15 protein-coding genes are annotated in these 24,738 nt (G+C 61.5%); all 15 read right to left on the bottom strand.

All coding sequences use genetic code 11. The features are described 5' to 3' along the window. Positions 1-10: 10 nt before the first annotated feature. Entirely contained in the window at positions 11-2,899 is a 2,889-nt protein-coding gene (locus D9R12_RS04865; RefSeq protein WP_122228650.1) for a conjugative transfer ATPase, read from the bottom strand. Further along, positions 2,899-3,336, bottom strand: a complete 438-nt coding sequence (locus tag D9R12_RS04860) for a TIGR03751 family conjugal transfer lipoprotein (RefSeq protein WP_122228647.1) — start codon at positions 3,334-3,336, stop codon at positions 2,899-2,901. Before D9R12_RS04860 ends, D9R12_RS04865 begins: the two co-directional genes overlap by 1 nt. After that, positions 3,317-4,747, bottom strand: coding sequence for a TIGR03752 family integrating conjugative element protein (locus D9R12_RS04855; protein ID WP_122228643.1), 1,431 nt, complete (start codon positions 4,745-4,747; stop codon positions 3,317-3,319). The genes D9R12_RS04860 and D9R12_RS04855 overlap by 20 nt, the downstream gene beginning before the upstream one ends. Next, positions 4,737-5,651, bottom strand: a complete 915-nt coding sequence (locus D9R12_RS04850; protein WP_122228640.1) for a TIGR03749 family integrating conjugative element protein — start codon at positions 5,649-5,651, stop codon at positions 4,737-4,739. The genes D9R12_RS04855 and D9R12_RS04850 overlap by 11 nt, the downstream gene beginning before the upstream one ends. Next, positions 5,648-6,340 carry a PFL_4703 family integrating conjugative element protein gene (locus tag D9R12_RS04845; protein WP_122228637.1) on the bottom strand — a complete coding sequence of 231 codons (693 nt, stop codon included), beginning with the start codon at positions 6,338-6,340 and terminating at the stop codon, positions 5,648-5,650. Before D9R12_RS04845 ends, D9R12_RS04850 begins: the two co-directional genes overlap by 4 nt. Then, on the bottom strand, positions 6,337-6,747 hold the full coding sequence (locus D9R12_RS04840) for a TIGR03750 family conjugal transfer protein (protein ID WP_122228635.1): 411 nt from the start codon (positions 6,745-6,747) through the stop codon (positions 6,337-6,339). Before D9R12_RS04840 ends, D9R12_RS04845 begins: the two co-directional genes overlap by 4 nt. Before the next feature lie 12 nt (positions 6,748-6,759). Further along, entirely contained in the window at positions 6,760-7,128 is a 369-nt protein-coding gene (locus D9R12_RS04835; RefSeq protein WP_122228632.1) for a TIGR03745 family integrating conjugative element membrane protein, read from the bottom strand. A 22-nt stretch (positions 7,129-7,150) separates the two neighbouring features. Further along, complete coding sequence (locus D9R12_RS04830; protein ID WP_122228629.1) at positions 7,151-7,390, bottom strand: TIGR03758 family integrating conjugative element protein; 240 nt, start codon at positions 7,388-7,390, stop codon at positions 7,151-7,153. Further along, positions 7,387-7,761, bottom strand: coding sequence for an integrative conjugative element protein, RAQPRD family (locus tag D9R12_RS04825; RefSeq protein WP_122228626.1), 375 nt, complete (start codon positions 7,759-7,761; stop codon positions 7,387-7,389). The genes D9R12_RS04830 and D9R12_RS04825 overlap by 4 nt, the downstream gene beginning before the upstream one ends. A 266-nt stretch (positions 7,762-8,027) precedes the next feature. Next, complete coding sequence (gene mads8 / locus D9R12_RS04820; protein WP_122228622.1) at positions 8,028-13,487, bottom strand: methylation-associated defense system ATP-binding protein MAD8; 5,460 nt, start codon at positions 13,485-13,487, stop codon at positions 8,028-8,030. Next, positions 13,484-15,166 (bottom strand): methylation-associated defense system protein MAD7, encoded by a 1,683-nt coding sequence (gene mads7 / locus D9R12_RS04815; protein ID WP_122228619.1) that lies wholly within the window; start codon positions 15,164-15,166, stop codon positions 13,484-13,486. The genes mads8 and mads7 overlap by 4 nt, the downstream gene beginning before the upstream one ends. Next, positions 15,156-19,307, bottom strand: coding sequence for a methylation-associated defense system protein kinase MAD6 (gene mads6 / locus D9R12_RS04810; RefSeq protein ID WP_122228616.1), 4,152 nt, complete (start codon positions 19,305-19,307; stop codon positions 15,156-15,158). The genes mads7 and mads6 overlap by 11 nt, the downstream gene beginning before the upstream one ends. Beyond that, on the bottom strand, positions 19,307-20,713 hold the full coding sequence (mads5, locus tag D9R12_RS04805; protein WP_122228613.1) for a methylation-associated defense system restriction endonuclease subunit S MAD5: 1,407 nt from the start codon (positions 20,711-20,713) through the stop codon (positions 19,307-19,309). The genes mads6 and mads5 overlap by 1 nt, the downstream gene beginning before the upstream one ends. Further along, positions 20,710-22,728: a methylation-associated defense system DNA methyltransferase MAD2 gene (mads2, locus tag D9R12_RS04800; protein WP_122228610.1), complete on the bottom strand. Its 2,019-nt coding sequence runs from the start codon at positions 22,726-22,728 to the stop codon at positions 20,710-20,712. The genes mads5 and mads2 (D9R12_RS04800) overlap by 4 nt, the downstream gene beginning before the upstream one ends. Beyond that, a complete protein-coding gene (gene mads2, locus D9R12_RS04795; protein ID WP_122228607.1) occupies positions 22,725-24,728 on the bottom strand; it encodes a methylation-associated defense system DNA methyltransferase MAD2 in 2,004 nt (667 codons plus the stop codon). The genes mads2 (D9R12_RS04800) and mads2 (D9R12_RS04795) overlap by 4 nt, the downstream gene beginning before the upstream one ends. Positions 24,729-24,738: the final 10 nt, after the last annotated feature.

Raw genomic sequence — 24,738 nt, 5'->3', positions numbered from 1 at the left:
GTCGATCCCCTCAGGCCGACGTGTCCAGCGCCAGAGGTTCGATGCCCCGCGCACGGTCGATCTTCTCAGCCACGCGCAAGGCGGCATCGAGCTCGCTGATGCCGTGCTGCTGCATCAACTGGAAGCGTTCGGCCTTCTCCTCGGGTTCGGTCATCGCCATCGCCAGGTAGAGGCTGGGCGGCACGGCCCGGAACAGCACCTCCATCGACTTGGACAGGATGACGCCCTCGCTGAACTTTCCGGTCTCCTTGCGTGCCGAGAGCATCAGCGCCTTCTGCGACGCGTTGAGTTCCCGGAAGCGCGCGATCTTCTCGACTTCGTCGGGAGGCATCGACAGGCAGATCCACCACTCGATCATGTTGAGCATGGGCTCGGCCGCTTTTGGCAGGTCGTCCAGGTTCTGCGTGGCGAGCCAGAACCAGGCGCCGAGCTTGCGCCACATCTTGGTGATCTTGACCACGTAGGGCGCGAGCAGTGGGTTCTTGGTGATGATGTGGCCTTCGTCCGTCACGTTGATGATCGGGCGGCCCAGGAACTGGTCGCGCTCGGCGATGTTGTTGACCGTGTTGATGAGCGAGATGTAGGCAATCGAGAGTTGGGCGTTGTAGCCCTCGCGCGCGAAGGTGGCCAGGTCCACGATGGTGATGTCCGCCTCGGGCCACGGCGTGCCGAACCGGTCGAACATCTCGCCGTCCACGCCCTGGCAGAACATGTCCATGGCGTCGGCCATCTCCAGCAGCCGTGCGCGCCGCATCTCCGGCAGCGTGGCGTCGCGGGCGCGCGCTCGCAGCGCGTCGCGTACATCGCGGGTCAGTACCGTGCGCTTCTCCGCTACGCAGTGCTGTGCCGCATCGAGAATGCACTGGCGGATCAGGCTGCGGTCGGCGCGGGTCATGCGCGCTTCTTCCTTGTCCTCGCCGCCGGTGATCATCAGTCGCGCCGTGATCTCCAGCTCGCCGAGCACGTCGCGCTGCTCATCGCCTTCCACGGCCATGTCGGCATCGGTCCGGTCTTCGTCGAGCGCATCGGCGTCCAGCGTCTGTACCTGGCTCGGCGTATTGACCAGGCGCCAGGCGTCGGCGAACGGAGCCAGACTGACACCCGCGCCGGGCGCGAGCTTCACCCGATGCACGCTGAGGCCCAACCGCGCCGCGAAGTCGCCGAACAGGCCGAAGCTGTTGCCCGCCTCGACGATGAACAGGCGCGGCCGATAGATCGCCGTCACCTGATTCAGGATGTTGTTGAGCGTTGCGCTCTTGCCCGAACCGGTGGGGCCGAACAGGAATAGATGCGCGTTCATCTGCCGGTCCAGGCGGTTCAATGGATCGAAGGTGATCGGACCGCCGCCGCGGTTGAAGAACGTGATGCCCGGATGCCCCGTGCCCTGGCTGCGGCCCCAGACCGGCGCCAGATTCGCCGCATGTTGCGCGAACATGAGCTGGGTGTACCACTGGCGCTTGTCGGCCGCCGGATCGAACACGCACGGCAGCCAACGCAGATAGCTGTTCAGCGGCGCCACCTCGTCCTCTTCGCGCACCGGTTGCAGGCCGGCGTTGAGCATCACGTTGATGAGCTGCAGGCTGCGCGCATCGAGCTGGGCCAGATCGCGGCCGCGCAGGTAGAACGCCAGCGCGCCGCGGTAGAGCTTGTGCGCGCTGCCGATCAGGCCGCGCGCCTGTTGCACGTCCTGCCGAGTCTGCTCCGAAGCCAGGGTCTCGCCGACGGCCTTCCTGGCGAGGTGGTTGAGGTGCGCCTCCAGCACGTCCTGCGGCGTGGCGACCACGGTCAGGCACATCACCGTGTCCTCGGGCATCCGGTCGAAGAGTGCGTTCATGGCATCGCCGCCCTTGCGCGTCTCGCCCGTCAGATGACCCGTCACCGGTGGCGTGCGCAGGCGATCCATCACGATCACCCGATGCGGCATGCCGTCGAAGAACCAAAGACCATTGGGCACGTCCGAACGGGGCTGGCCGAAGAACAGGCGCTGCGCGAAGTCGGTGCCGCTGGCGAGTTCGATCTCACCCTCCTCCCGCTCTTCCGGGTAGCGGGTCAGCGCGTAGAAGCGCTCCCGATCTTCGGCAGTGGCACCGAGCAGGGTCGGATTCGGGTTGAACCAGCGCAGCAGCCAGGCGTGAATGTCCGCCGCGCCAAGACGGCGGGCTTTCACGCCTGCATTGGCCAGCCCGCCGACGAGGCGGTCGCAGATCGTGGTCAGCGCCTGCTCGGGCGACTGACCGCGCCGCGTGGCCGCGGCCGTGGGCGTGCGGCGGTAGACCACCATGCGCACGCGCCGGACCTGGCCGCGCCACGGCAGGCGCGTCACCGTGGTGTCCTCGAACAGGCCACCCGGCTTGGCGATGGCCCGCAGGTGGTGGGCAAAGAAGCGCAGGTAGAAGTCGCTGAACGCGCTGCCCTGCGCACGCGGCTGCAGATAGTTCCCCAGGGAGCGCAGATAGTTGTCCCAGTCGGCCTCGTCCTGGGCATAGAGCTGCACCACCCAGGGGTTGTCGTCAAACTCGTCGAAGGAGTCCTGCAGGGCGTTCTCAAGCGCGTCGCGCGCCTGCCATAGCCAGGCCATCTCGCGGCCCTCGGTGCCGACTGCCGTCAGCTCGAAGAAGGCCGCCACCGACAGGCCATCTTCAAGCAGCATGCACTTGCTACCGGGCAGGTACTCGACCCAGGGCAGCAAGTCCGCGAACGACGGCGCGACGTCGTAGAGTGCATCGTGGTCGGCCTGGGTGGCCGGCCTGCGCCGGGTCCGGCCGAGCGCGCTGCCCGGCTCGGCGACACCCTGTGCCGCCAACGCCGTTACGTGCCGTGCCCAGGCATCATCAGTCGTATCCGCGGCGGCAACAGGTGACGCGTCGAACTTGCTTGACCATGGCAGCAACCAGGCCATCAGTAGTCCTCCAAGCGCTCGACCGGCATCGCGTACTGCACGCGCTGGTAGAGCGGGAACACCGTGCTGTAGCCGGGCACCGGCACCGGGTCGGTGCCCGCCAGGTGCGGGAACACGTACATCACCAGGTCAGGATTCGGAAGACGGTGAAACTGGCGGTAGATCTCGTTCTGCGCGGTACGGGTGTAGTGCGCCTGCACGTCGGGCGCCACCTGCACATCGGCCTCGGTCAGCGGCCGTCGCAGGCCCTGGCGCGCATCGAGCAGTTGCCGCGCGGCCTGGCCGCCGCCCGCACCGTTGCCGCCGGTCTCCTGTTGCCAGATGTCGAGCATGGTGCTGTCGCCGCGCGGCAGCAGCTTCTCCTTGCTGGTAGCGCAGCCGCCAAGGAGGGTGGCCGCCAGCAGCACAGCGGCCGCGTCAATCCAGAGCCGAGGCATGGGTTTCTCCGGTGCGGTGGTGGACCCGACGCCCCTTGGCGTCGTAGTCGATGTCGAGCGGCTGCTCCAGATGCACGGCCACTTTGGCACCGGGCTGCACGTAGACCGCCGCGAAGGCCTGGCCGTAGAGTTTGTTGACCCAATCGGCCATGTCGCGCACGCCGCCGGCAAGGATGCGGCCCATCGCTTCGTTGCCGCTGATGCCGACGGTGCCCAGCGAGCCGTTGTTATTGGCCACCACGGCCACGCTGCCGTTGTCGGACTCGATGAGCGAGGCTGCGCCGGCGCCGGCAGCGGTGATGAGCGCCTGGCTGCCCAGGTACTGCTGGGCGTTGCTGCGCCGCTCGCCGCTGACGCAGGGGATGCCATAGGCGTCGCTGATCCAGCCCAGGCCGTTTTGGGTGCTGGCGCCATTGTGGTCCTGGGCGTGGCCATTACCGTCCCCGGCACTGTTCTCCGGCACCGTGCGAATGGTGCCGTCCTGAAAAACGAACGTGACCGAGCGGATCTGCCCGCGCACGCACGAGAGGGTCCAGTCGCCCGAGGCCGTGCCGCTGACCACGGCGCCGGCCACATCGGGAATGTCGATGCCGTTGGCCGTGAGGTTGTCCGGGCCGACCAGCACCTTGAACGGATAGGGATCGTTGACGGTTCCATCGATCGGCACGCGCCCGATCAGCGCCGTCATGGCAATCGACCCCATGAGCGTCGAGTTCGACGGCACGGTGTAGACGGCCTTCGTGGATGCGCCCACGGCACTGCTGCCAACGTCGGCGACGGATTCCACTGCGGCCGACAGGCTCTTCTGGGCTGGCCCGAAGCCCAGGGGAACGCTCTGCTCCTTGGTGGCGTTGCTGGCGTCGACCGTGGCATCGTCGGGCTCGACCCACTGCGTGCCACTGGTGTCGTGGTCGAGGCGCTTGCCGTCACCCTCTTCCAGCCCCAGCCCGACGGGCAGGTCGGAGGGGCCACCCTTGCCGGAAAGGCTGTCAAGTTGCCGCTGCAGATCCTGCAGCAGCCCCTGGGTCTGCTGTCTGTCGCTGGTCACCTGGTTGCGCTCCTGCTCCAGGCGGTTGCGCTCGTTTTCCAGCGCGCTCTGGATGCGTTGGTCGATCGCGCTCTCTCGCGCGCGCAGGCGCTCGTTCTCGGCCTTCTGCTGTTTGTTGTCGCCGAGCGCGCTCTGCAGCTCGGTGCGCAACTGCTTCACCTGGGCCACCAGCGTGGCGACGGTATCGCGCGGTGTGTCGCCTGCGATGCCCAGGGCCTTCATCTCATCGGGCGTGAGCGTACCGGCCGCGCCCTCGGTGGCGGGCCGGCCGCCGGGGACGCCGGAGAACAGCTTGATTCCGACGAACACCAGCAGAAGTGCCATGGGGATCAGCAGCCACTTGAGCAGCGGATTACTCTTCATCGCGCGCTCCTCCGGTCGAGCCCGCCGCGGCGGCCGGTGGCAGGTTCGCGGTGGCGTCGATCGGGCTCAGCGCCGGCAGCAGCGACTCGGCCAGGCCGTGGCCGCGCGTGACCAGGTAGAGCATCGTGGTGTCGGACGGGGTGCCGGCCGGCCCCAGGTTCGGATGCTGGAAGGTCGCCGCCACGAAGTTCCCCTGCAGGGCGCGCGGGTCGAGGTCGAGCCAGCGCGCCGCGGTATTGGTCAGTCGCACGGCCGTCACCCACTGGTCTTCCAGGCGCCATGCCGCCAATGCCCGCGCGCGCACTGGCAGCGTCGGCAGCAAGGTGTCCAGCGCGAGGTCGCGGCGCAGGTTCACGCGCCCGATGCCGGCGAGCGGCTCGACGGTGCGCAGCGGCGCGTACAGATTCTGTGCGGCATGGCGCGTCAGCACGACCGATACCGGTGTTTCGCGCCCGGGGGCGGATTCGTCTGTGGGCGCGTCGGCCTGCTCGTCCGCGCCGCTTGCTGTACCGCCGCCGTAGCGCTTCGCGGGGGCCTCCGCTTCCACGATGCGCACCGGCTCCAGCGGCGCCTGGCCGTCCTTCGCTGGCTCGGCGGCGATGTCGAGCAGGATCAGCGCGCCGGATTCCACATCCTGCAGTTGCAGCCGCGTGGGCGGAATCGGCTCGCTCGCCCGCAGGTAGATCGCGCCACCCGCACTCTGCACGCGCAGGTGGTCGCCGACGCCGGCCGGCACGCCGACGCGCACATTGCGGTCGATGAAGACCACGCGCTCCTGGCCGACCACCAGCGGCACCGGCAGGGGCAGGCGCTCCCAGCGCAGGATTTCCACGGCCTGGCTGGCCGGTACGAAGCCGAGGATCAGCAGGACGCCGGCCAGGGCCGACAAGGCAACGGGCTTCATGGGGAGTCTCTCTGCACGTGGCCGGAGGCGTTGGCGGGCGCGCCGGCCTGGGTCGGCGCCGGCGGCGGCTCGATGCGCTGGGGTGCGCTGGCGTAGCAGTCCAGCGCCAGGCCAAAAGGGTTGCGCTGGGGATCGATGTCCAGCCGGACGACCTTGATGGGGTAGCGCACCAGGGCGCGCTTGACCTGCTCTGAGCCGTAGTATTCGTCGGCGCTCACGTCGAGCGTGACGATCCAATCGCGGTCGGAGACCACCTTGACCCGCGTGGCCGGATCATCCCCGTAGCCGCGGCCGGGAATCTCGTAGATGCCGCGCACGCGCTGACGCAGCTCGCCGCTGGCCCGCCGGTACTCGTAGTCCTGTTGCAGGAAGGCCCGGCAGCTCGGCGTCAGATAGGCCGACAGCGCGCGCAGGTTGCGTGGATAGTCCTCTTCGCCGTTGGTCGGCCAGCGCTGCACCTGCTGCCAGATGTAGAACGAGAAGGCATACACGCTCTCGGGCGGCACATCCCACCACTTGCGCGTGCTGCCCGAGCGCAGGTCCGGCGGCACATGGATGGTCAGACTCTTCGGCGCACTCCACCAACCGAAGCCGAGCAGCAGCGCCACCACGAACAACGCGCCGGCCCCCAGGCGCAGCGTCTTCACGTGCGCCTGCAGGTGCGCAACCTCGTTCCTGAAACGGCTCATGGCGCACCTCGATGGGCATTGCGCCGGGTCGTCCAGTAGCCCGATCGGGTGATGAGGCGTTGGCCGCCCAGGTATGCCGCCAGCGCCGGCTGCCGCAGGGCCAGCCGCCACTGGAGCTGCCGATACAGCCAGGTGTCGGGCCGACCCCGCTTCTGCGCACGCAGGAAGCCACCGCCGACGAAGACGCCCAGCGCGATGCCGGCGACGATCAGCGTGGGCACCATGGCGATGCTGTGCGTGAGCCAGGCCAGCGGCAGGCCGAGCGCGAACCCGGCTGCGGCCGACAGGCCAGCGCAGATCCACAACTCGTCGGCGGTCAGCCCGCGCACGACCACCGGCTGGCGGTTCAGCCGGTGCGGCAGGAAGGTCACCAACGTGTCGCGCGGGCTTTCCGAAGGAACGGCCATCGCTTGCCGCCCTCACAGCACGCCGGTGGCCTTGGTGAGCAGCCAGATGCCGACCACCAGCAGGATCGCGCCCACGGCGACCGTCAGGCCGAACTGACCCCAGGTGGCGCGGCCGGTGTGGATCTCCGAGTAGCGTGTGTAGGCGTGATAGCAGACACCGACGAACATCGAGGCGACCACGAGCAGCGCGACCAGCAGCACGATGTCATAGCCATAGTTCTGCAAGGTCTGCAGGATGCCGCTGCCCTGGCCGCGCGATGGATCTTCCATGGTCGGCAGGCCCTGCGCGAACGCGGAAGGCGGCAGCCCCAGGAGCACCAGCGGTGCCAGCGGCGCGGCGATGCGCGAGGGAACGCGAAAAGTAGTCGGAGCTATGTGCATGATCGATGGCCCTTCGTGGTGATCAGGAGAGGAGGAAGAAGGTCAGCACCAGGTACATCGCCACGAAGCGGATACAGACGCCCAGGAACTGACGTTGGTTGATGCGGTTCTCGGCCCAGCCCACGTAGGCCGTGCGCATGGCCCACACGCCCCACAGCAGCAACACGGCGAACACGAAGCCCAGCACCACGGCAGCGACGGCCGAAGGCGCAAAGCCGCCGTTGGCCTGGAAGGCGGCGACCTGATCGGCAGAGGGCGTCATGGCGATGGCTCCTCGTCGTCGGTGCGGTCGCGGCGGACGTAATCGCCGGCCAGCGGGACGGGATCGCGCGGCTGGGCGCGCTGGGGCACGAGGTAGTCCTGCAGGCCGGCGCGAACGCGCTTCAGGTCGGCACGCAATCGGGCGTAGTCGAAGTGATGGCGGGCGCGTGACTGCGGAGCGGTGTTGGCGGCGTGCTCGGCCAATCGGTCGATCAGGTCGAGCTGGTGGGCGAGGGCGGCGAGCTGTTCACTCTCCAAGGCGAGGCCGTCGGTGGCGGATGCGGGCGATGCTCCGGCCAGCGCAATGGCCAGCGCCAAGGCCAGGGCCGGCACACGGCGGAAGGGGGGCGCCAGGTTGCCAAGGGGTGTCATCACGCCGTTCCGCAGTCATCTGGATGGTGGGATGCTGCGGTGGTCGGCTGGAACCTGCTGCAAACAATCGGAATCGGCAGGGTGCCGGATTTATGTTCGTGGTTGGCGTGGCGCGGTTGGGGTGCGGGAGCAGGAGAGCCGCACCCCGTCCGTAAATGGGTTCCAGGAGGGGGCTGAAGTGCCTAACTCACTCCCACAGGAGGGGAGTTCTCATTTGGTGGAGGTCGCCTTCGCTTTGTTCAGATTGGTGAGGCCTGCTCGCATTGCTATTGCTGGTTAGCAACTGCTGTCTTTGTGCTGCCGCCATGCTGGGTGATGCGTGGACGGCATTTGATTCTCACTGCGCCGCGGGTGAACGAGTCATCTGAGGCCTTGCTTGACCAAACATAGGCTTCGCCTGCACCGAGGTGACTCATTTTCTCGGAAGTCAACTCTCCGAGGGCGGCATTGGCCTTCTGGATATGCTTAAGCCAGGCTGGTGAGTTGAACTTGTGCATGATGATCTGTGAGGACAGCTCAATTAGAGAAACGGGAACCGATGGCGGGTCTTGGGACGCGACCATGATGCTGGTGCCTTTATGTCGCATTTCCCGAACCACTTCAACCAATCCGGAAACTAGATCATCGTTCTCTATGTACTTGTGGGCTTCGTCAAATACCACGAGCTTGTTAAAGGCGCCTCCTTGGTAAGTGGCTTCCGAGAAAATCTGCAACATCACCACGAACAGACCGAGCGCTTCATCCTTTTCAATGTACTCGTCACGCAGATCCACAATGATCAAGCGGCCCGGACGAATCAGGTCTTGAAGCCGTTGGTTATCGTTGATGTATTCACTGGCGAACAGCAGGCGCGTCTGGGCCAGCTCCTTCAGGTGATCGGACAGGCCAGAGTTATCAATGCCTGCTCGTAGGGCGTCCAAGGTCAGGTTGTCGCGCAGTCCCCTCATGATGAGATTGATTTGGCGCATGTACATGCTCTGGCTGCCAATCGCACCCATCAGGAATTTCCAGTGGGCGGCCTTAAGCTCGGAGGCAGAGAAAGCAATCGGCTTAACCTCGATATCCGGGTATTCGGCCCGGCGATCATCCACCTTGTTCGCAGGCGTAAGAATCAGCACATCTTTCAGCGCTTCTGGGTTGGCCTTGTAACGTTCGCGAAGGACGCGAATCTCCTCATCCACCGAGTTCGAATTGATCATCGAGGTAAACTCCGGCGCATAATCCTGCGTCGGGCTGTAATGGAAGATGACCGTGGCAAGCGGGCTTGGCAGCACGTTGATATGCTGGAACGGCATGGAGGCCATCTCGATCACCGTTCCAAGGGTGTAGCTCTTGCCGCCGCCTTGAACCCCAAAGAGACTAATCGTGTGGGTGTGGTTGAGATCTAGCGCGACCTTTCTACCGGAGACCTCTCCGAGTAATCCGTACTGAGGCGAGTCGCCATTGACGCCGAGCATGATGTCATAGCAGGCCTCTGCTTGAGGCACAGGCTCGGACGCCAGGTGCCCTCCATGCTCTGGTTCAGCATGCGCTTCCGGTACGGCAGCCACGGCAGGTTGTTCGTCATCCTTTTCTACTTCCGAAGCGATAGAAGACGGAGGGGTTGGCTCGACAGGGCTCGCCTGTTCTTCTGCCTCTTGGTGAGCAGGCGCAGGTGCTCCCTCTGCGGTCGGGGGTGCTGGCGCGGTGATTGGTACCTCCGGATCATCGTCCCAGAGCTCATCCACCGTCCAGGACGTTGACCGCGCTCTCTTGGGTGCGATAAAGGCCGCTGTCTCAAGTTTTGGCACGTTCGGTATGAACTGCTCGCTAAGAAGGTGCGTGGTCGGTTCTTCCTCAATCTCGACGGAAACAGGCTTGCGGCAGTTCTCCAGTAAGGCGCGAATGAGATCCTTACCGATGCGGTGGAATTCAATGCCAACCTCGTTGTCGGGGGCCTCGGTTCCGGTCTTATCGAAGTCGAAGATCAGGGCGCAGCGTCTGAACTGAAGCGAGTAGCCCTGCTCGATGGATTCAAGTAGCCCTCGTGCTTCCTGCGCAACAGTCGCATCAAAGATCCCGTAACGCAGTGAGCGCTCTAGATAGAAACGAAGGATCTGAGCCAACTCCCGGCTCTTGAGCAACCTATCCGGCCGGTCGGGCTTCTTCAAGGCCGGGTCAAAGTGGCGCTGGAGGATGCGCTCGCTTTGATTGATCTGGGCGGAAATCCGTTCCTTCAGTTGGTTGAAGGCCGCAAAGTCGCCCACTTGCGAATAGCATTTCACCTCGACCAGGTTGCAAGTGATCGTTCTGGTGTTCAAATCCAAGTCGAACAATCCCAAGTCGGTGCGTTGCAGGCTGATTGCATCATTGACATCGTCTGACTCACCGCTTGAGCGGTACAGGTCCGTGTGCGCATCCAACGGCACAATGACCTGATTGCTCAATGCGCCCTGATATTCGAGGTAGAACCGAGCCAAAGCCAGACCAAGTGCTTCCGCCTGTTGTGTGCGAGCAGAAATCAGCTTGAGCGCTAGTTGACCGGACAGTGACCGCAGATTTGCCAGGATCTGAACCGACTGCTCGCCGTCGGCGGACAAGCCATGCTCAAGCAGCACCGGCTTCAGCATCGCCTCCAGTTCATCGTTCGAGCGCGACGAGATGATCAGGTTGTGTGTCGCCTGGGAGCTGGCTCCCGGCACATAGTCAATCAGATAGTCCGGTCTGTTCTTCCGGCCGCCATGGTCGAAGAACTCAATCCCCATATTTCGGTCGATGGTGAACACCCAATCGCTGATCTGGTGAACCTCGTAGATCAGTTCTCGTTGGGCCACATCGAGGCCAAGGGTCACCACAGGCACAGCTTTGAAGCTGGCACCAGAAGCAGCAACCGCTGAGGTAGCAAAGCAGAGGTGTCGGCTCAGGGACGACAGCAAATCGAAGCACGCCGCATGGTTGTCCGCGCCGAGGGAGCGCCCGACAATCGGCCGCTTGTTCCAGAAGGTTCCCGAATCGTCATCGACGAATTCAGTGTCGAAGTCCTGTATCAGCCCATGCAGTGGGGTCACGCCCATCGGCTTCTCTGCAATGGAAAGCTCCTCGGCGGGAAACACATCCAGAAGAACACTGATGTGGGCCGGGAACTCCTTGGAATTTGCATGGAATTCATTCAGGGGGTGCTTGGCCAAGTTCAGTTTGGAGAACAGATGGCTGCCCGTTGAGGTCGCAAATGCGTCGGCGGCCTCGTTTACCGTGGCTCCGGGACGGACCATCGACTCAAGAGCCTCGCCCAAAACAGGTGAGTCGGGATCGGTGGTAAAGAGCCGCACGTCATAGCGCAAATCGGCATGCTCACGCTTCTGCTGGAGCGATATCAGGGCCTCCGCTATCACCGAACCGGCCCCGGGATTGAAGATGTTCAGGGATAGCTCCCTCACATAGGGATGCTGGGAGAGGTAGCGCTCGATCTTGTCCGCAATGACCTTTCCGGAAATATCGGTCCCCGCCGCAGAGGGCTCGGCCAATCCGAGGGCCGAACAGATCTCCGCCATCAGGCCACGGGAATTCTCCTCGGTGGTCGGGGCGTAGAGCGCCCAAAACGCATTCAGGTTGTCCACCGGAGTGAAGATGCGACCATCCTCGACGGGAATAGCGACCGGATAGGCAGAGGGCACAAGGCCATCCAACAGGGCGGAACGGACGTGAGGGATGTGATCTTTCCCACCTGACTTGATCTTCTCGATCCAATCCTTGCCCAGGATGACCCAACTGCTCAGCCACAAGGCGCGGAGCGGATGGGTTGGTGAGACCAAAACAGCCTCGCGATGCCTTCCACGGAAGTCGGTCAAGATGACATGAATGGAATCAACGGCCAGCACATTTCTGAGCGCTTGCAGGTGTTGCTGACGCTCGGCACCGGAAGTCGTCTCGGCCTGACGGATGAGGCTCCTTACCAAGTCAAGGTAGCTTTCAGCATAGGCGAGGCATTCCTTTTCCGAGTCCCGGAACGACAGCCCCTGCATGATCAGCTCGGCAGTGTCTTTGCGCACCGCTGCAAAAAACTCTTCGCGAGCAGCCAGGAAGGAAGCCATCGCGGCAGAAGATGGCAACGTGAGTCCGACCTCGGAGGGCGGCTCGGCGGTATCCAGGTTGATCTGCATTCGCCAGCCCGACGGGTGCTTGGGCTCCGCCAAGATGCGCTGCTCGATGGTTTTGAGCATACGCGAAAGCGGGATCTGAACAGCGCCCTCACGGCCGAATTTTGCGTGCAGGGTTTCCTGGCGGGAGGTCTTTTTGGAACGACCGCCCTCGGCCCAGGCGACACCACTGATGGCGATATCATCGGGATCGCGTTCGTCGCCCAGGGCAGTCAGTTGCAGCCGGAAACGTGCATGCTCCAAACTTTGCTCAATTGGGATGGCGCGTTGCGGCGGTTCTTCCTCAATGTTGCCACCGGGCAGGACGTAGAAAGGTTCACTCTCGTAAGAGCGTTTAGCTCCCTCGGAGGCGGAATCTGCTTCGAGCGGAATCGGATCGCCATCGGCCGTCCAAGGCATTACACGGATGAAATGCCATCCTTCCTCGAATTCGATTTTATTGAGTTTGGCCAGGTTGGTCGTGCATTGCAGGCGGTTGGGCGTCCAGGCTTTGACCTTTTTGGATTTTCCTACCGGGCCGTCATTCTGTGAAATGATTTGCACCGTAAAATGGTCAAGCCCGCTGACCTTGCCGGGGTGAGGGTTAACCTCGAACACCACGTTCATTTTGCGGCGGTCGTTCGGGACCAGAACCTGTTGTCCGATGAGGCCGGAGAGTTGGTCGTCGGTCTCATCCTCCGCAACGACCGGCAAGTCGGTCTCCAGCACCGTCAGAAGAACCTTGTCCAGCGAAAGCTCTTCCTGGAAGGTCCATTTGTCGAAAGATATGCTCCACCAGCTCTTGTCGGTCGCGATGGGCGGCGTCCAGGATTCGGGCTCCTGGACATCGTATTTTTCAAAGTAGGCGAATAGGCGCGACTCCAATGCCTTGTCGCTGAGCCCCAGATCGGCAATACGGCCACGCACCGACTTGTGCGAGGTCATCAGACTGCGGACGCTGCCGAGGTTACGGCGAATCTTGCCATTGAGCATGCCGGGATCGGCAAAGAGCTTGAAGTCAGGAATCAACGTCAATTCGTAGAGGCTGGCTCCAAGGGTTTCTCCATCAATCCCGTTTTCGAGCGCGGTGAGCAGATACCCCACGCGGGAAACATCGTCGGCAAACAGCCATTCCTCCTCGGTGAGGATGCCCAAAAGATCACGGACATGGCCGACCAGCGTTGCCGGGAGCCGGTCAAGCAGCGAGTCGATCAGGTCCTCGTAGATGCCGGTGAAAGCCAACTCCTCGAAGGTGGCCACGCCAAAGGAATCCTCGGCGCTGGTACGGAGCGAGGTCGGAATGAAGACCAGCAAAGGCTGGCGCAGCTCGCCGTTCGCGTCAGGGTTACGAAGTTCCACCAGCTTGGTGGAGGTCACCCGGAAAGGCATGCCCTCCTGGTCATGGCTGCCGAGGATAAAGATGTTTCCGTCGGGCCGGGTTCGCCGCAGTTCCTTGCAGACCGACTCCATGACATCGTCATCAAGATCGGTGACCCGCATGCAGTGGCCTGGGCCACGATCACCCAGGATCGCTTCGATACGAGGGCACAGCAGACCAGCTACCGCCGCGTTCAGTTTATCCTGGGAAAGCTTGGTGAACGCGTTACTCATGCGTGCCTCCCGTTGTTATCAGTTCCGTCATTTCTCTCAATCGCATAGCGGGGCGATACCTTCTGGGTCACGTAGGCATCCGACAGGTCTTCGTAGAATCCGATTTCACGCAGGCGGCGCTTGAAGGCTTCGAGGTTGAGGCGCAGGGCGCGTCTATCCAGGATGCTGCTGTTGCCCTGAGCTCCTTCCGGCAGCCGGTCGATGTGAAGGCCGTAGCGGTTTCTCAAAAAGGCCAGCAATTCCTCGATGCGGACCTCGCGGGTCACGAAACGCCCGCCGTCCTGGGTGAGCACGGCCACCTGAAGGAGCACTTCGAGCAGTTTGCTTCCCAGCACAAATCGCCGAGGACTTCCCTTGGTCCGGGATTGGGCCAGCAGGCCATTCTCTTTGTTCTTCAGCATCAGCGAGTCCAGACACTCGGTGATGTACTGGCGGTGATACTTGCCGCGATACGCCATCAGTATTTCGATGAAGGATTCGAACTCGCCCAGGCCCATGCCAGTGACTTCCCGGATCTCCGGATCGACGTCCTCGTTCCCGGAGGTCGATTCCTCGATCAGGCTCGCCAGGCGGAATTTGAAGTAGGCTTGACGCTCGGCGTCGTGCTCGGGCTTCAGCAGGGATACCAGATCACCAACGGTGAACACGCCGCCACCAGGGGTAGCCAGCTTGCCCGTCTTCTTGCTCAGGTATTCCGCCATCTCATCGAGCTTCTTGACGACGAAGTTGGCCTGCACAAAGGCCGGTATCTGACGATAGAGCCGGTCAGTGGACTTGCGAGCCAACTCGCCCATATGCGGATTGTTGACGTCGCCCATGTCCACGACCAGCGCCACGCGGTAAGGACAGCCTTCCAGCGCATTGTCGAGGCCTGGGTTGATCGGGCATTCCTTGGCAGTGCAGAGATCGTTGCCGGAGCGCTGTTTCACCAGCCTGGGCAGCATCTGCAGCAGCTTGAGGTGGTAGAGCGCCAGATGGAATGCCATCAGGGTTTTGAGGTAATCCACCAGCACCGAACGCGGAACGTAGGGCTCATAGGCCAGTAGCCGCAGAATATCGTCGGCCATAATATCAGCCTGGCCGATACAGAGCGGCTGGAAGCGCGACGGTTCCTTGGAGTCCTTCATGTCCTGGGTAACCTGATGATCCAGACGCAGGACGGCCTGCGTTTCCACATCCACAGATGCGTTGGGATCGTAGCGGTCCGTCACCAGGTCGATTCCCGGGAAGAAGAAACGCTTCAACGCATCGCGCGCCGCTTGGCCTTTGCCTTTGCGGGCATAGAAAAGCATCCAGTAGGTCTGCTCGGCCGCGCCGTAATCACGTGTATGCTTGGCGTTGCGGAACTTATAGGTGTTGCCATGCAACGGCCTGGGCGCCGCAAGCGCCTGGTTGCTCTTGCCGCGATTGACCAAATCCATAAGGTCGGTTTCAATCCATGCGCGAGTGATATCGGGGTGTTTATCGAAGCCAGCAAACCACTCTGGATGCTCTAGAAAGTCCTCCAGAAACTCATCTACAGAAAGGTCTCCGCCTCTGGGGGGCCTGCGACTGGCGTACCCCTCATACTTGAGGCGAGGAAAGAGCATCGTTAATACACGGTCCATCTCGATATGTTTAAAGTCGAGATAAGAAACCTTTGGGATTCTGAACTCCTTGTCGCGCCCCTTAATTGACATGATATTCAGCCCCCTTCTCCGACACTTCCATCACCAGTCGGCCACCATCCTCCCGGCGAATCTCGTAAAATTTGTGTCCAGCCTTCGTTAACAGCACTTCCTTGTATGGCACTGAAGCGAGCAGGTTCTTGAATACCGCCAGACTCAGGTAGAAACCTTCCTGCTCCTCAATGCTGGGGCGATAGCCGCTGTTTAGCCGCATCAGCATTTCATAGATGTCGAGATTGATGCGCAGGCTGGCCTTGTGCCCGTCGCCGGAGTCATAAAGCAGCACCAGCGCCTGAGACAGGCACTCGAGGAAAGGATGGGCCGCCGTTTCCTGCTCGGTGCGGAGCATGAAATGGTCGCCGTCAAAGAGGCGGTAACTGCGGACCGTGCCCTTCTCCACCTGGCGGACACGCAACGCCAACTGGTTGCCCAGCCGCGCCGGATCGCTCAGACCTTCGCCCCGGTTGATGGCCCGAAGAATGGCGGTCACTTCATCGGCGCTTTTCGCTCCCGGCTGCTCAATGGCATCGAGGAAGGGATCGATGCTTCCGTAAGGCAGCATCTCCTTCCAGCCGATGTCGCGTCGTTCAAAGAAATGGCGGCGGCGCATGTGTGAGAGGTAATTCCGGTGCTTGGCGATCAATCGGGCACGGTTCTTCGACGAGTAATCGCGAGGCAGATTGCGGAACAGCGTCTCCACCAGTTCATTGTCATACCCGGCCCGCTCCGCGAACGAGAAGCGGCTCATGGCCTTGGTCTTGGGATTGAGGAAACCAAGCTCGCGGTCCAGATCGGGGTTGCTGACTTCGGCCACATCAATCTCGCGCAGCAGCGAAATCAAGCGGTCGTTCGAGCCTTCGCCACCGCCGAGCCAGGAATTGAAATAGAAGCCATCAAGAATGCGGTTCTGATTTTCCTCGCCGCCGTTCTGGTAAAGCTGGTGAATGCCATCACAATCACGCGTGCCGACCAGCATGAAGGCCAGCGCCGAACGCAGGTCGCGCATGGTGATGTGCAGTCGCCCGCGCAGGTGGGTAATGGTGTAGAGCATCTTCAGACGCTCGATCACCTTGGGTCCGGCAACCGGGTCCTGGAAGGTCCGGGCGTTATGGTAGGCGAAACACTTGCCCTTCAGGTCGCACTTCTCGCAGGCCTGCCAGTATTCCTGCTGCGTCATGCGGGCGATCAGCCGCTCCAGAATCGAAGGCTGGCCTTCCTCGGGTTCGGCGACCACCGAGCGCAGGTTGAGGTTGATGACCGCGATACCGCCGTCCGGAGCGGCTCCGGCCAACCCCTGCTGAATCTGCTTGGCGAGCAGCGGGAACTCCTCTTCATGCTCCAGGAAGAAATCGACCAGACGACCCTCGTTGATGGCGATCAAACGGGTTTGGTTTTCTGCCCAGCCGGATTTGTCCTTGCCCGCGAAGGGCGCAAAGAACCTTTGCAGCACAGCGTCATTGCGCTCGTCACCTTCATCCTGGCTGCCGTCGTAGTTGCTCTGGTAGGTGTGCCCCTTGAGCTGGAACACAGCCCCGTTCGCGCCGCGCTGTATCTGTGCGCCTTTGCTCTCGGCAAAGGCCTCGAACTGCTGGATGAAGGCCGTCTTGCCGTCGCCGGCGTTACCGCTGATGATCACCAGCCGGAACTCGCCCTTGAGCAGAGCGGGCTTGAGCTTCTCGTCCAGATAGGTCGGCACGTAGGTGGCCTTGCCAACCTCGTCGAGGCCACGGGTGCCTGCGTTGGACACCTGGCTCTGGCTATAGAGCGTCAGCAGGTGGGTTACAAAGGGGTTGGTGTTGGGCTTGGTCGGCTCGAAACCCAGATTGGACACCACCTTGGGTCCGGTACCAATCTCGCCGGTCGTCAGCACCGAGCGCAGGCGCTTGACCTCGGCCAGGGCGATCAGGAGCTCTTCAGCCGAAGCAAAGCGATCCTTTCTCTCGGGAGCAACCATCTTCACCAGCACATTGACCAGTGAGCTGCTCAAATCAGCGCAGCCCTTGAACTGTTTCGGGTCCTTGGGCTGGGTCTTGATCGGCGGTGTGGGCTCGTCGAAAGGATATTTGCCGGTCAGGCACTCATAGAAGGAGATGCCCAGGGCATAGAGGTCACGGTCCATGCGATCCGAAGCATCCGGCTCGGACGAGTAGTCGTAGTCCGGGGGCAGATAGCGGCGTGTCCCGCCACCGCCCTGAACCTCGTCATTCTCAGTGACCGCAACGTTAAAGTCGATGATGCGAACACCCTTGTCTGTCCAGAGCAGGTTGGAAGGCTTGACGTCCTGATGGTAAACCCCGTGTTTGTGCAGGTGGCCAAGCCCCTCGGCGGATTCACGCACGATGCACACCGAATCTTCCAGGGACAACGCCTCGGCATCGATCAAATCCGAGACATCCAGGCCTTCCACATACTCAAACACGATGTACGGCGTCTGCTTGGCGTCGGCCATGCGATCCGCCCAGACCACTTTCACCACGTGCGGATGGTCCGGCAGATTGGTCAGGGTCTTGTATTCCCTGCGCAGGCGCTCATAAACGCTGCGGCGATCCTTGGTCACCAGCTTGATGACCCGCACCACATCGCCCAGGGAGTCGAACACCTTGTAGGCAACCCCAAAACCACCACTACCCAATTTCTTCTGGATGCGGAAGCGATCCGCCAGAATAAAATCCTGCGGCAGGTTGGTCAGGTTGTCAGGGAGTTGCGGCAGCGCCACGGCGGGGCCGCCGATATCCGCTGCGGATTCATCCCTGGCCTCGGGCAAAATCAAGTCGTCGAGCGCCTTACGGGCAATGGCCGCACTGGCATGACGCTCTTCCGGATCAAACTCACAGAACTTTTGCAGCCATTCGTCGATGCCCTTGGGGAGATCCAGCTTGTGCTCGGAGGGCTTCATCGGGAATTTGCCGTCGGCCTCCATCATCTGGTCGACGCTTTCAAATGGCAGTTCGCCGGTCAGCAGCTCATAGAGAATCAGCCCAGTTGCGTACAAATCGGAGGCGATACTGGCCTGAGTCGGGTCCTTGAAACACTCCGGAGCCTGGTAGGCGGTTTCCAGGTCATCAATGATCTGATCGGCGATGGTGGAGGTGCGGCTCTTGCCCACCCGGGCAAAGTCGAAACCGGTCACACGCGCCTGGCCGCCCTTGGTCACCAGGATGGCGTCCGGGGTGAGATTGCGATGGATCACCTCGTGCCGGTGCGCATGGTCCAGGGCCGACAGCACGTCACGCATCACCTGAAGCTTTTGGTCAAAAGTCAGCGCCAGGGAGGCCTTGTTGATGTGCAGGCGCAGGGCCTGCCCGGGCAGGTCCTCGGTGACCAGCACCACCTTATCTTCATCGTCGGAGACGAACAGATCCTTCACCGCCAGCACGTTGGCGTGGGTCGGCATGTGCGCCACGGCACGATAGGCGTTGCTGATCTTTTTGAACTCTTCCTTGCGGGCGGCCTCGTCCTGGTAGGGGTCGGCCTGATAGACCCGCAAACGAGCCATGCCGCCGCTCTTGCCTAGCAGGTTGTGCTTGGCGCGGTACTCGGTGTAGCGGTCGGTGCCGCCAAGCTTCTCTTCGACCTGCCAGTCACGGAACACCAGCGCCGCGCTCTTGGGCTTGGCGTTACCGGTAATCGCCTTGGCGATCTGGGAGTGGAAACGGGTGATGTTACCCAGCCGGTTATCCGGGATACGGCTTTGGTCACGGAAGTATTTCAGGCAGTGCTTGAAGTCGGTCACGTCCGGGCTGTCGATACCTGCCTGGTCGAACACGGCGGCATCATCGGCGGTCAGCAGCACCGTGGCATGTACGTGGGCCTTGCGCAATTCGATCAGGCCGGTGTTGCTCTCGCGGATGATGGTGGCCATGGTCTTGGCGTGGCTGCGCAGTTTGGCCAGCGGTGAGAAAAACGGCTGCCGCCCCTCGGGGTACCACTTGGAGCCATACACATCGATGTTGCCCCGCGTCCCTTTGACATCCACCAGATACACCGCGTGAGGCGCGAGGATGGCGATGTCGATTTCGAACACCTCCTGCCCCTGGCGCATCTCGAAGTTGTGGAAGATCAGCCAGCCATCGGGCAGATGGTCCCGAAGGAAACCAATGGCCTGGCGTTCAGATTCGTTCGCGGGTTGCCCGATGGGTATGACCTTCGCCATTAGCGGTCGCCCTCCTCGATGGTGCGTTCGACGAGGGCGACCGCTTCCATTTCGAGTTCTTGCGACTGCTTGCGCAGCTCACCAGCACGCTTCACTAACGCATCGATTTGTTGGCGCTGCTGCAGTGAAGGAGTGGTTGGAATTTTAATCTCAAGCACGGCATCCAGCGGCAGGAATGGGATGGAGCTACCTGCGGCCGTTCTCGCCAGTAATTGGTAACCAACATCGGTCAGACATAGGAAGGCATAGACGTATCCAGGAGGAAATTCCTCGCTTGTAGGGCGCAGTCTCAGAATGTGCGGAGACGCGGCTAAACCATCCAAGCGGGTGTCCGCCCAGACGCCACGACCAATAATCCCTCCTACCTGACCGCTGCGAGCAATAAGCGTATCGTATTCATTGATGCGCCAGGACTCATCTTTCCCAAGGAGCTGATTTCGTAAATAGCGCTCTGGCATGATGGTTTTCGAGAAAATGCCACCACTTGTAATGAATGGCGTTCCGTAGCCTTCTTCGACGAAAACCTGCTTCATGCGGTTTGATTCGAAGCCAAAGACACCGGCGGCTGAAAGGGCAATACCGTTTGCAGCTTTCGCTAATTCTTCTGCTTTCTGCGCTATTGGGTTGTGATATGTCGCATCAAGCCTTCTTAATACAGAACTCGAATTTGCCGATGAATAGGCAAACATACGTGCCGCAGGAGCCAATTTTTTAGGAAAACCACAAATCTCATTTACGAGAGCACCAGCTTTTTTCCTAAGCTCAATTGACTCTACATGCGCAATTGCGGCCTGACGAATTAAATCATGAGCCTTATGCTCTACCTCTCCGAGACGCGGCACTGGAAGATCTGCTATGTGATGAGGCTCAATGTGCTGGATGATCGCACCATATGTCCCTGACATAACGATGGGCACACCGAAGCGACTGGAGAGATATGCGTATAGATAACCTGGATGAATTTCCTCAACCTCTGGTACAACTCGCATGAAGTGTTGAGATCCAGCCATACCTTTCATATCCGAACGAGCGTAAGCCATCCGCCCGATGGTTCCCGAACAAGTAATAAGGGTCCATCCTTCATCAAGGACTAAAGCCGGGTTTCCACCAACTTGCTTCTTGGATAACAGAGAAACATACGACAAATCTGCGTCGAGAATGTCGGTGCTTCCGAGGAATGGAACACCATTCGTTATGTCGTCAACGTATGTCCTCGGAAACCGAGGGCCATTAAAAATGCCGCCATTGTGCCCGGCTGTTAAATCCCTCAGAGGCTCAGTACGGTGCTTTTTTAGCAGTTCTTTTGCTTCAACAGCTCCCGACATATACGGCCCGCAGTCGAGGCGACGACCATTATTTTCCAGCCAGGTGCTTGGAATCGCTTTGCATTGAAATTTTCTACTCATAACGTCACCTCACCGGTTGCGCGGAACTCCTTGTATTTCTTTGCCACCAGCGGCAGCTCGTCATGAATGCGGCGGTTGCGGCGCGTGGTCCGGCGGATTTCCACTTCGCCGCCTTCACGAACCCGCTCGATCACTTCCTCATCGAAAACCAGTTCCTCGCCATCGGGGGCTCGCTGAAACAGGAGATTGCCCCGGGCATCGACACCGGCCCGATCCACCACAGCCATGAAGACCTTGTATTCCGGGTGCTCGGTATTGAACAGTTCCTCCTGGCTGCGGCGGCGCAGAACCAGCAGGCTGGGTAAGGCGGGCGTCAGGCCATACTCCTTGACGGTGAATTTGAACGGCTCCACCGGCAGGTCAACCGAGGCCATGACCTCGCAGTGGCGCAGAATCCACCAGCGCACGTACTCATCGCTGGGATTGCCCAGCAAGCCATCGGGCAGCAGGATGCCCACTCGGCCGGTGCCGGGCTTCACCCATTGCAGGGCGCGTTCGATGAACAGCACCTCGGGCGGCACGCCACCGGTGCTCAGATTGCCGGTGTTGCGGAATCCACCTTCTTCGTCGCGCTCCCAGTTGTTGCCCAGGTCATAGCGCTCCAGGATGGAGGTGTCGCTCACCGTGTCTTGGGTGGAGAACCAGGGGTTGAGCAGAACCATATCCATGCTGCCCAGCGGCATGGCCGGGCGGGCGGCTTCGGTGCCATCCAGATCGCCATCCGGGAAGGTGCGGGCGTCGATGCGGAACACGCGGCCAGGATTGCCGGTGGTGAACAGCAGGTTCATGCGGCTGGCGACGGCCAGGAAGGGATCGATGTCGCAGCCCAAGGCATTGCTGGCCGCCCAGGCGGCGGTTTCGTTTTGCGCCTGACGGATCTGTTCGTTGGTGGCCTCTTCCGGTGTGGTGCCGAGACCTGCCAGTTTCTTCTTGAAGATGTGCGCGGCGGTCATGGCCAGGAAAGTGCCGGTACCGCTGGAGCAGTCCATGATGCGTTCGCCGGGTTGCGGGTCGAGCATCTCCACCGCCATTTCGGCCACGTTGAGCGGCGTTGGGTAGCGGCCCTCGCGCCCGTCCATCACGCTGCGGGCGACCGCACGGAAGGCCCCGGTGCGGTATCTGGGCTGGGTTTCACTCAGGGAGTAGCGAGCCAGCTCCATGACCACGCGGGCGGTCTCGTGGGGTTCCAGCGTCAGATCCCAACCACGGGTCAGCAGGTTCGGCTGCCAGGCTTTGGCGGCGGTAATGGATTCGTTGATGCGCTGGGCAATGGCCTGTTGACCCGCCTCGGTGAAAGGCTCGTCGCCCCTGATCCAGAATCTGCGTTCACCGGTGGGCAGGGTCTCGTCGTGGATCTTGGCCAGCATCAGCACGGCCAACTGCTTGAAGGAATCCTTGTGGTCGAGGCCCAGGTTGCGGTTCAGATACTGGCGGCAGCGCATCAGGGCGTCTTCCAGGTCTTCCGCCTCGGCGCTGACCTGAATGACACCGCCGGTGCGGTCGAGATCGGTGGTGCGTTCGCCAGGAACCGGCCAGACACCCAGCGGCTTGGCTCGGACCTCGAAGCGGGTGCGCTCGACCTGGAACAGGAACTCCTCCTGGCCATTGGTCCACATGCCCAGCGTCGCGCCGGGGATCAGCTCCAGCAGCTCCTTGAGCTCGCGCAGGTCGGCGTCGGCCTCGGCAATGGAACGGAGCTTGTCGCGCTTCTTCTGAGTCTTGCAGACGATGATCCGCTGCAGGTTTTCATTGTTATGCTCGGCATCGGGGCGGAAAATCGCGATGTCGATGCGCTTGCGCCCCTGGCCGGGGATCTGGGGGTTGTAGTTGACCTCCAGGTCGTTCCGATCAAAGCCGTAGCTCTCGATGAGCTGGCGCAGAACTTTCTGCACCAGCAGCTTCTTGGCCGAGGCGCTCTCTTTGTTGCCGGTCAGGATGTCGATGAAAAAGTTATCCGGGCCGCTCTCTTCGGCAGCATCCTGCGGGGCTTCAATGATGTCGTCTTGATCGCTCATCCGTTCTGCTCCTTGAGAAATTCGCGGTACTTCTCAGCGATGACCGGCAGATCGTTGTCCTCGATCTTTTCACTGCGGGTCAGGGTCCGTTCCACGAAGCGCCCGCCGATGCGGATGCGCTCGATATGCTGTTTGGGCTCGACGATCTCTTCGCCATCCGGGGTGCGCTTGTAGAGCTTGTTGCCACGACGGTCGAAGCCAACCTTGTCGGCCACGGCCATGAAGACCGGATATTCATCGATGCCGCCCAGGGCTTCGGCGCGTTTTTCCTCTTCACTCTTGCGGCGCAGGAACAGCAGGCTGGTAAGGATGTTGACGTTGGCCTCGGCGATGAAGGCCTCCACCGGCAGGTCGACGGAGGCGAGCACCTGTGTTTCGCGCATGATCCACCAGCGAATGTACTCGGCCGCCGGGTTGCCGAGAACCCCGTCGGGCAGGACGATGCCCATGCGGCCGGTGCCAGGCTTCAGCCACTTGATGCAGCGCTCGATAAAGAGAATCTCGGGCGCGACGCTACCCTTGGCGTTGCCGGTGTTGCGGAAACCGCCTTCGCCATCCGACTCCCAGTTATGGGCCAGCTCGTATTGCTCCAGGATATGCTTATCGGTAATCGGGATGTCGGAGCCGAACGGAGGATTGGTGGCGATGATATCCACCGACCCCAGCGGGATCTCCTTCTTGGCGGAGGGCAGATCGGCCAGATGTCCCAGCGGGAATTCCAGGGAGTTGATGTTGTAAATGTGTCCCCGGCCGTCACCCGCCAGCACCATGTTCATCTGGGCGGCGCGGATCAGGAATGGGTCAAAGTCGGCCCCGAACACGTTGGCGGCGGCGTATTCTTTCAGCCGCTCGTGGACGTTCAGAAGCTCGGTGGTGTTCTCGTTTCCGACCTGGGTATTCTGCTCCTCGCGGAATTTCTTCAGCATGTGTCCCAGGGTGGCGACCAGGAAGCCGCCGGTTCCGCAGGCCGGGTCCAGCAGCGTCTCGCTCTCCTTGGGATCGAGCATTTCCACGACCAGCTTCACCACGCCCCTGGGAGTGAAATATTGACCACGGTCGCCGCGCAGATTGACGCCCACCAGCTCTTGGTAGGCCACGCCCTTGGCATCGACATCCGTGCGGGTGAAATCGTATTTGGCTAATTCAGAAACGATAAAGGCCAGCGCCCGGTCGGAGAGGGTGATCTCCTCGTTGCCCCGGAAAATGTTCTTGTACTGCTTCTTGACCTCGGTGAAGAGCTCCTCGATACGGGCACGGATGGCCTTGCGGCCCTGTGGCTCGAACTGCTCCTTCGGGCCAGCCCAGAACCGGCGTTTCCAGGCCTGGCGCTGCTTGCCGCGAAGATTCTCATCGTGCATCTTGCAGAAGATTAGATAGAGGAACTGCCAGAAGGCGGCATCCTTGGGCATGCCCTCGTTGCCATGGATGTAGTTGTGGCAGCGGCGGAAGGTGATCTTGAGCATCTCGTTGTCGGCGATGCGGGTATGGGCATCGGAGATGACCTCCTTGGTGCCGACCGACTCTTCGGCCATCGGCCAGTCGCCGATGGGGTTGCACTTGGTTTCGAAGCGCTTCTGTTCCTTCTCGACAAAGAAGAACTCCAGGCCGTTGGTCCACAGGCCGTACTGAACCGCGTCGACCTCACGCATGATGGTCTCGATCTCATCGAGGTCCTTGGCGGCCTGCTCGAAGTCGCGGATACGCACGGCATTCTTGCCGACGTTCGGCTCCTGGCGGCAGAGCACTGCGCGGCCCAGGTTTTCGATGGTGTGTTCCTTGCCATGGTGGAAGATGGCCACGTCCACCTTCTTGCGGCCGCCAATGGAAAAATCCAGCTCCATGTCTTCCGGCGAGAATCCGTATTCGTGGATCAAAGCGCGAACGACCCGCTGCCGGACCAGCTCCTTCTTCGTTTCCTTGACCTGTTTGCCGGAAACGTAGTCGAGCGTGTATCCCGCCGGGATGGTGTTCTCGGCCTGCTTGTTCTTCTTTCTGCTCATATAAAAACTC

The organism is Pseudoxanthomonas spadix (assembly GCF_003703395.1).
Lineage (GTDB): Bacteria > Pseudomonadota > Gammaproteobacteria > Xanthomonadales > Xanthomonadaceae > Pseudoxanthomonas_A > Pseudoxanthomonas_A spadix.
Note: the sequence above shows the minus strand (reverse complement) of the source record. Positions and strands in the feature narration are given on the sequence as shown.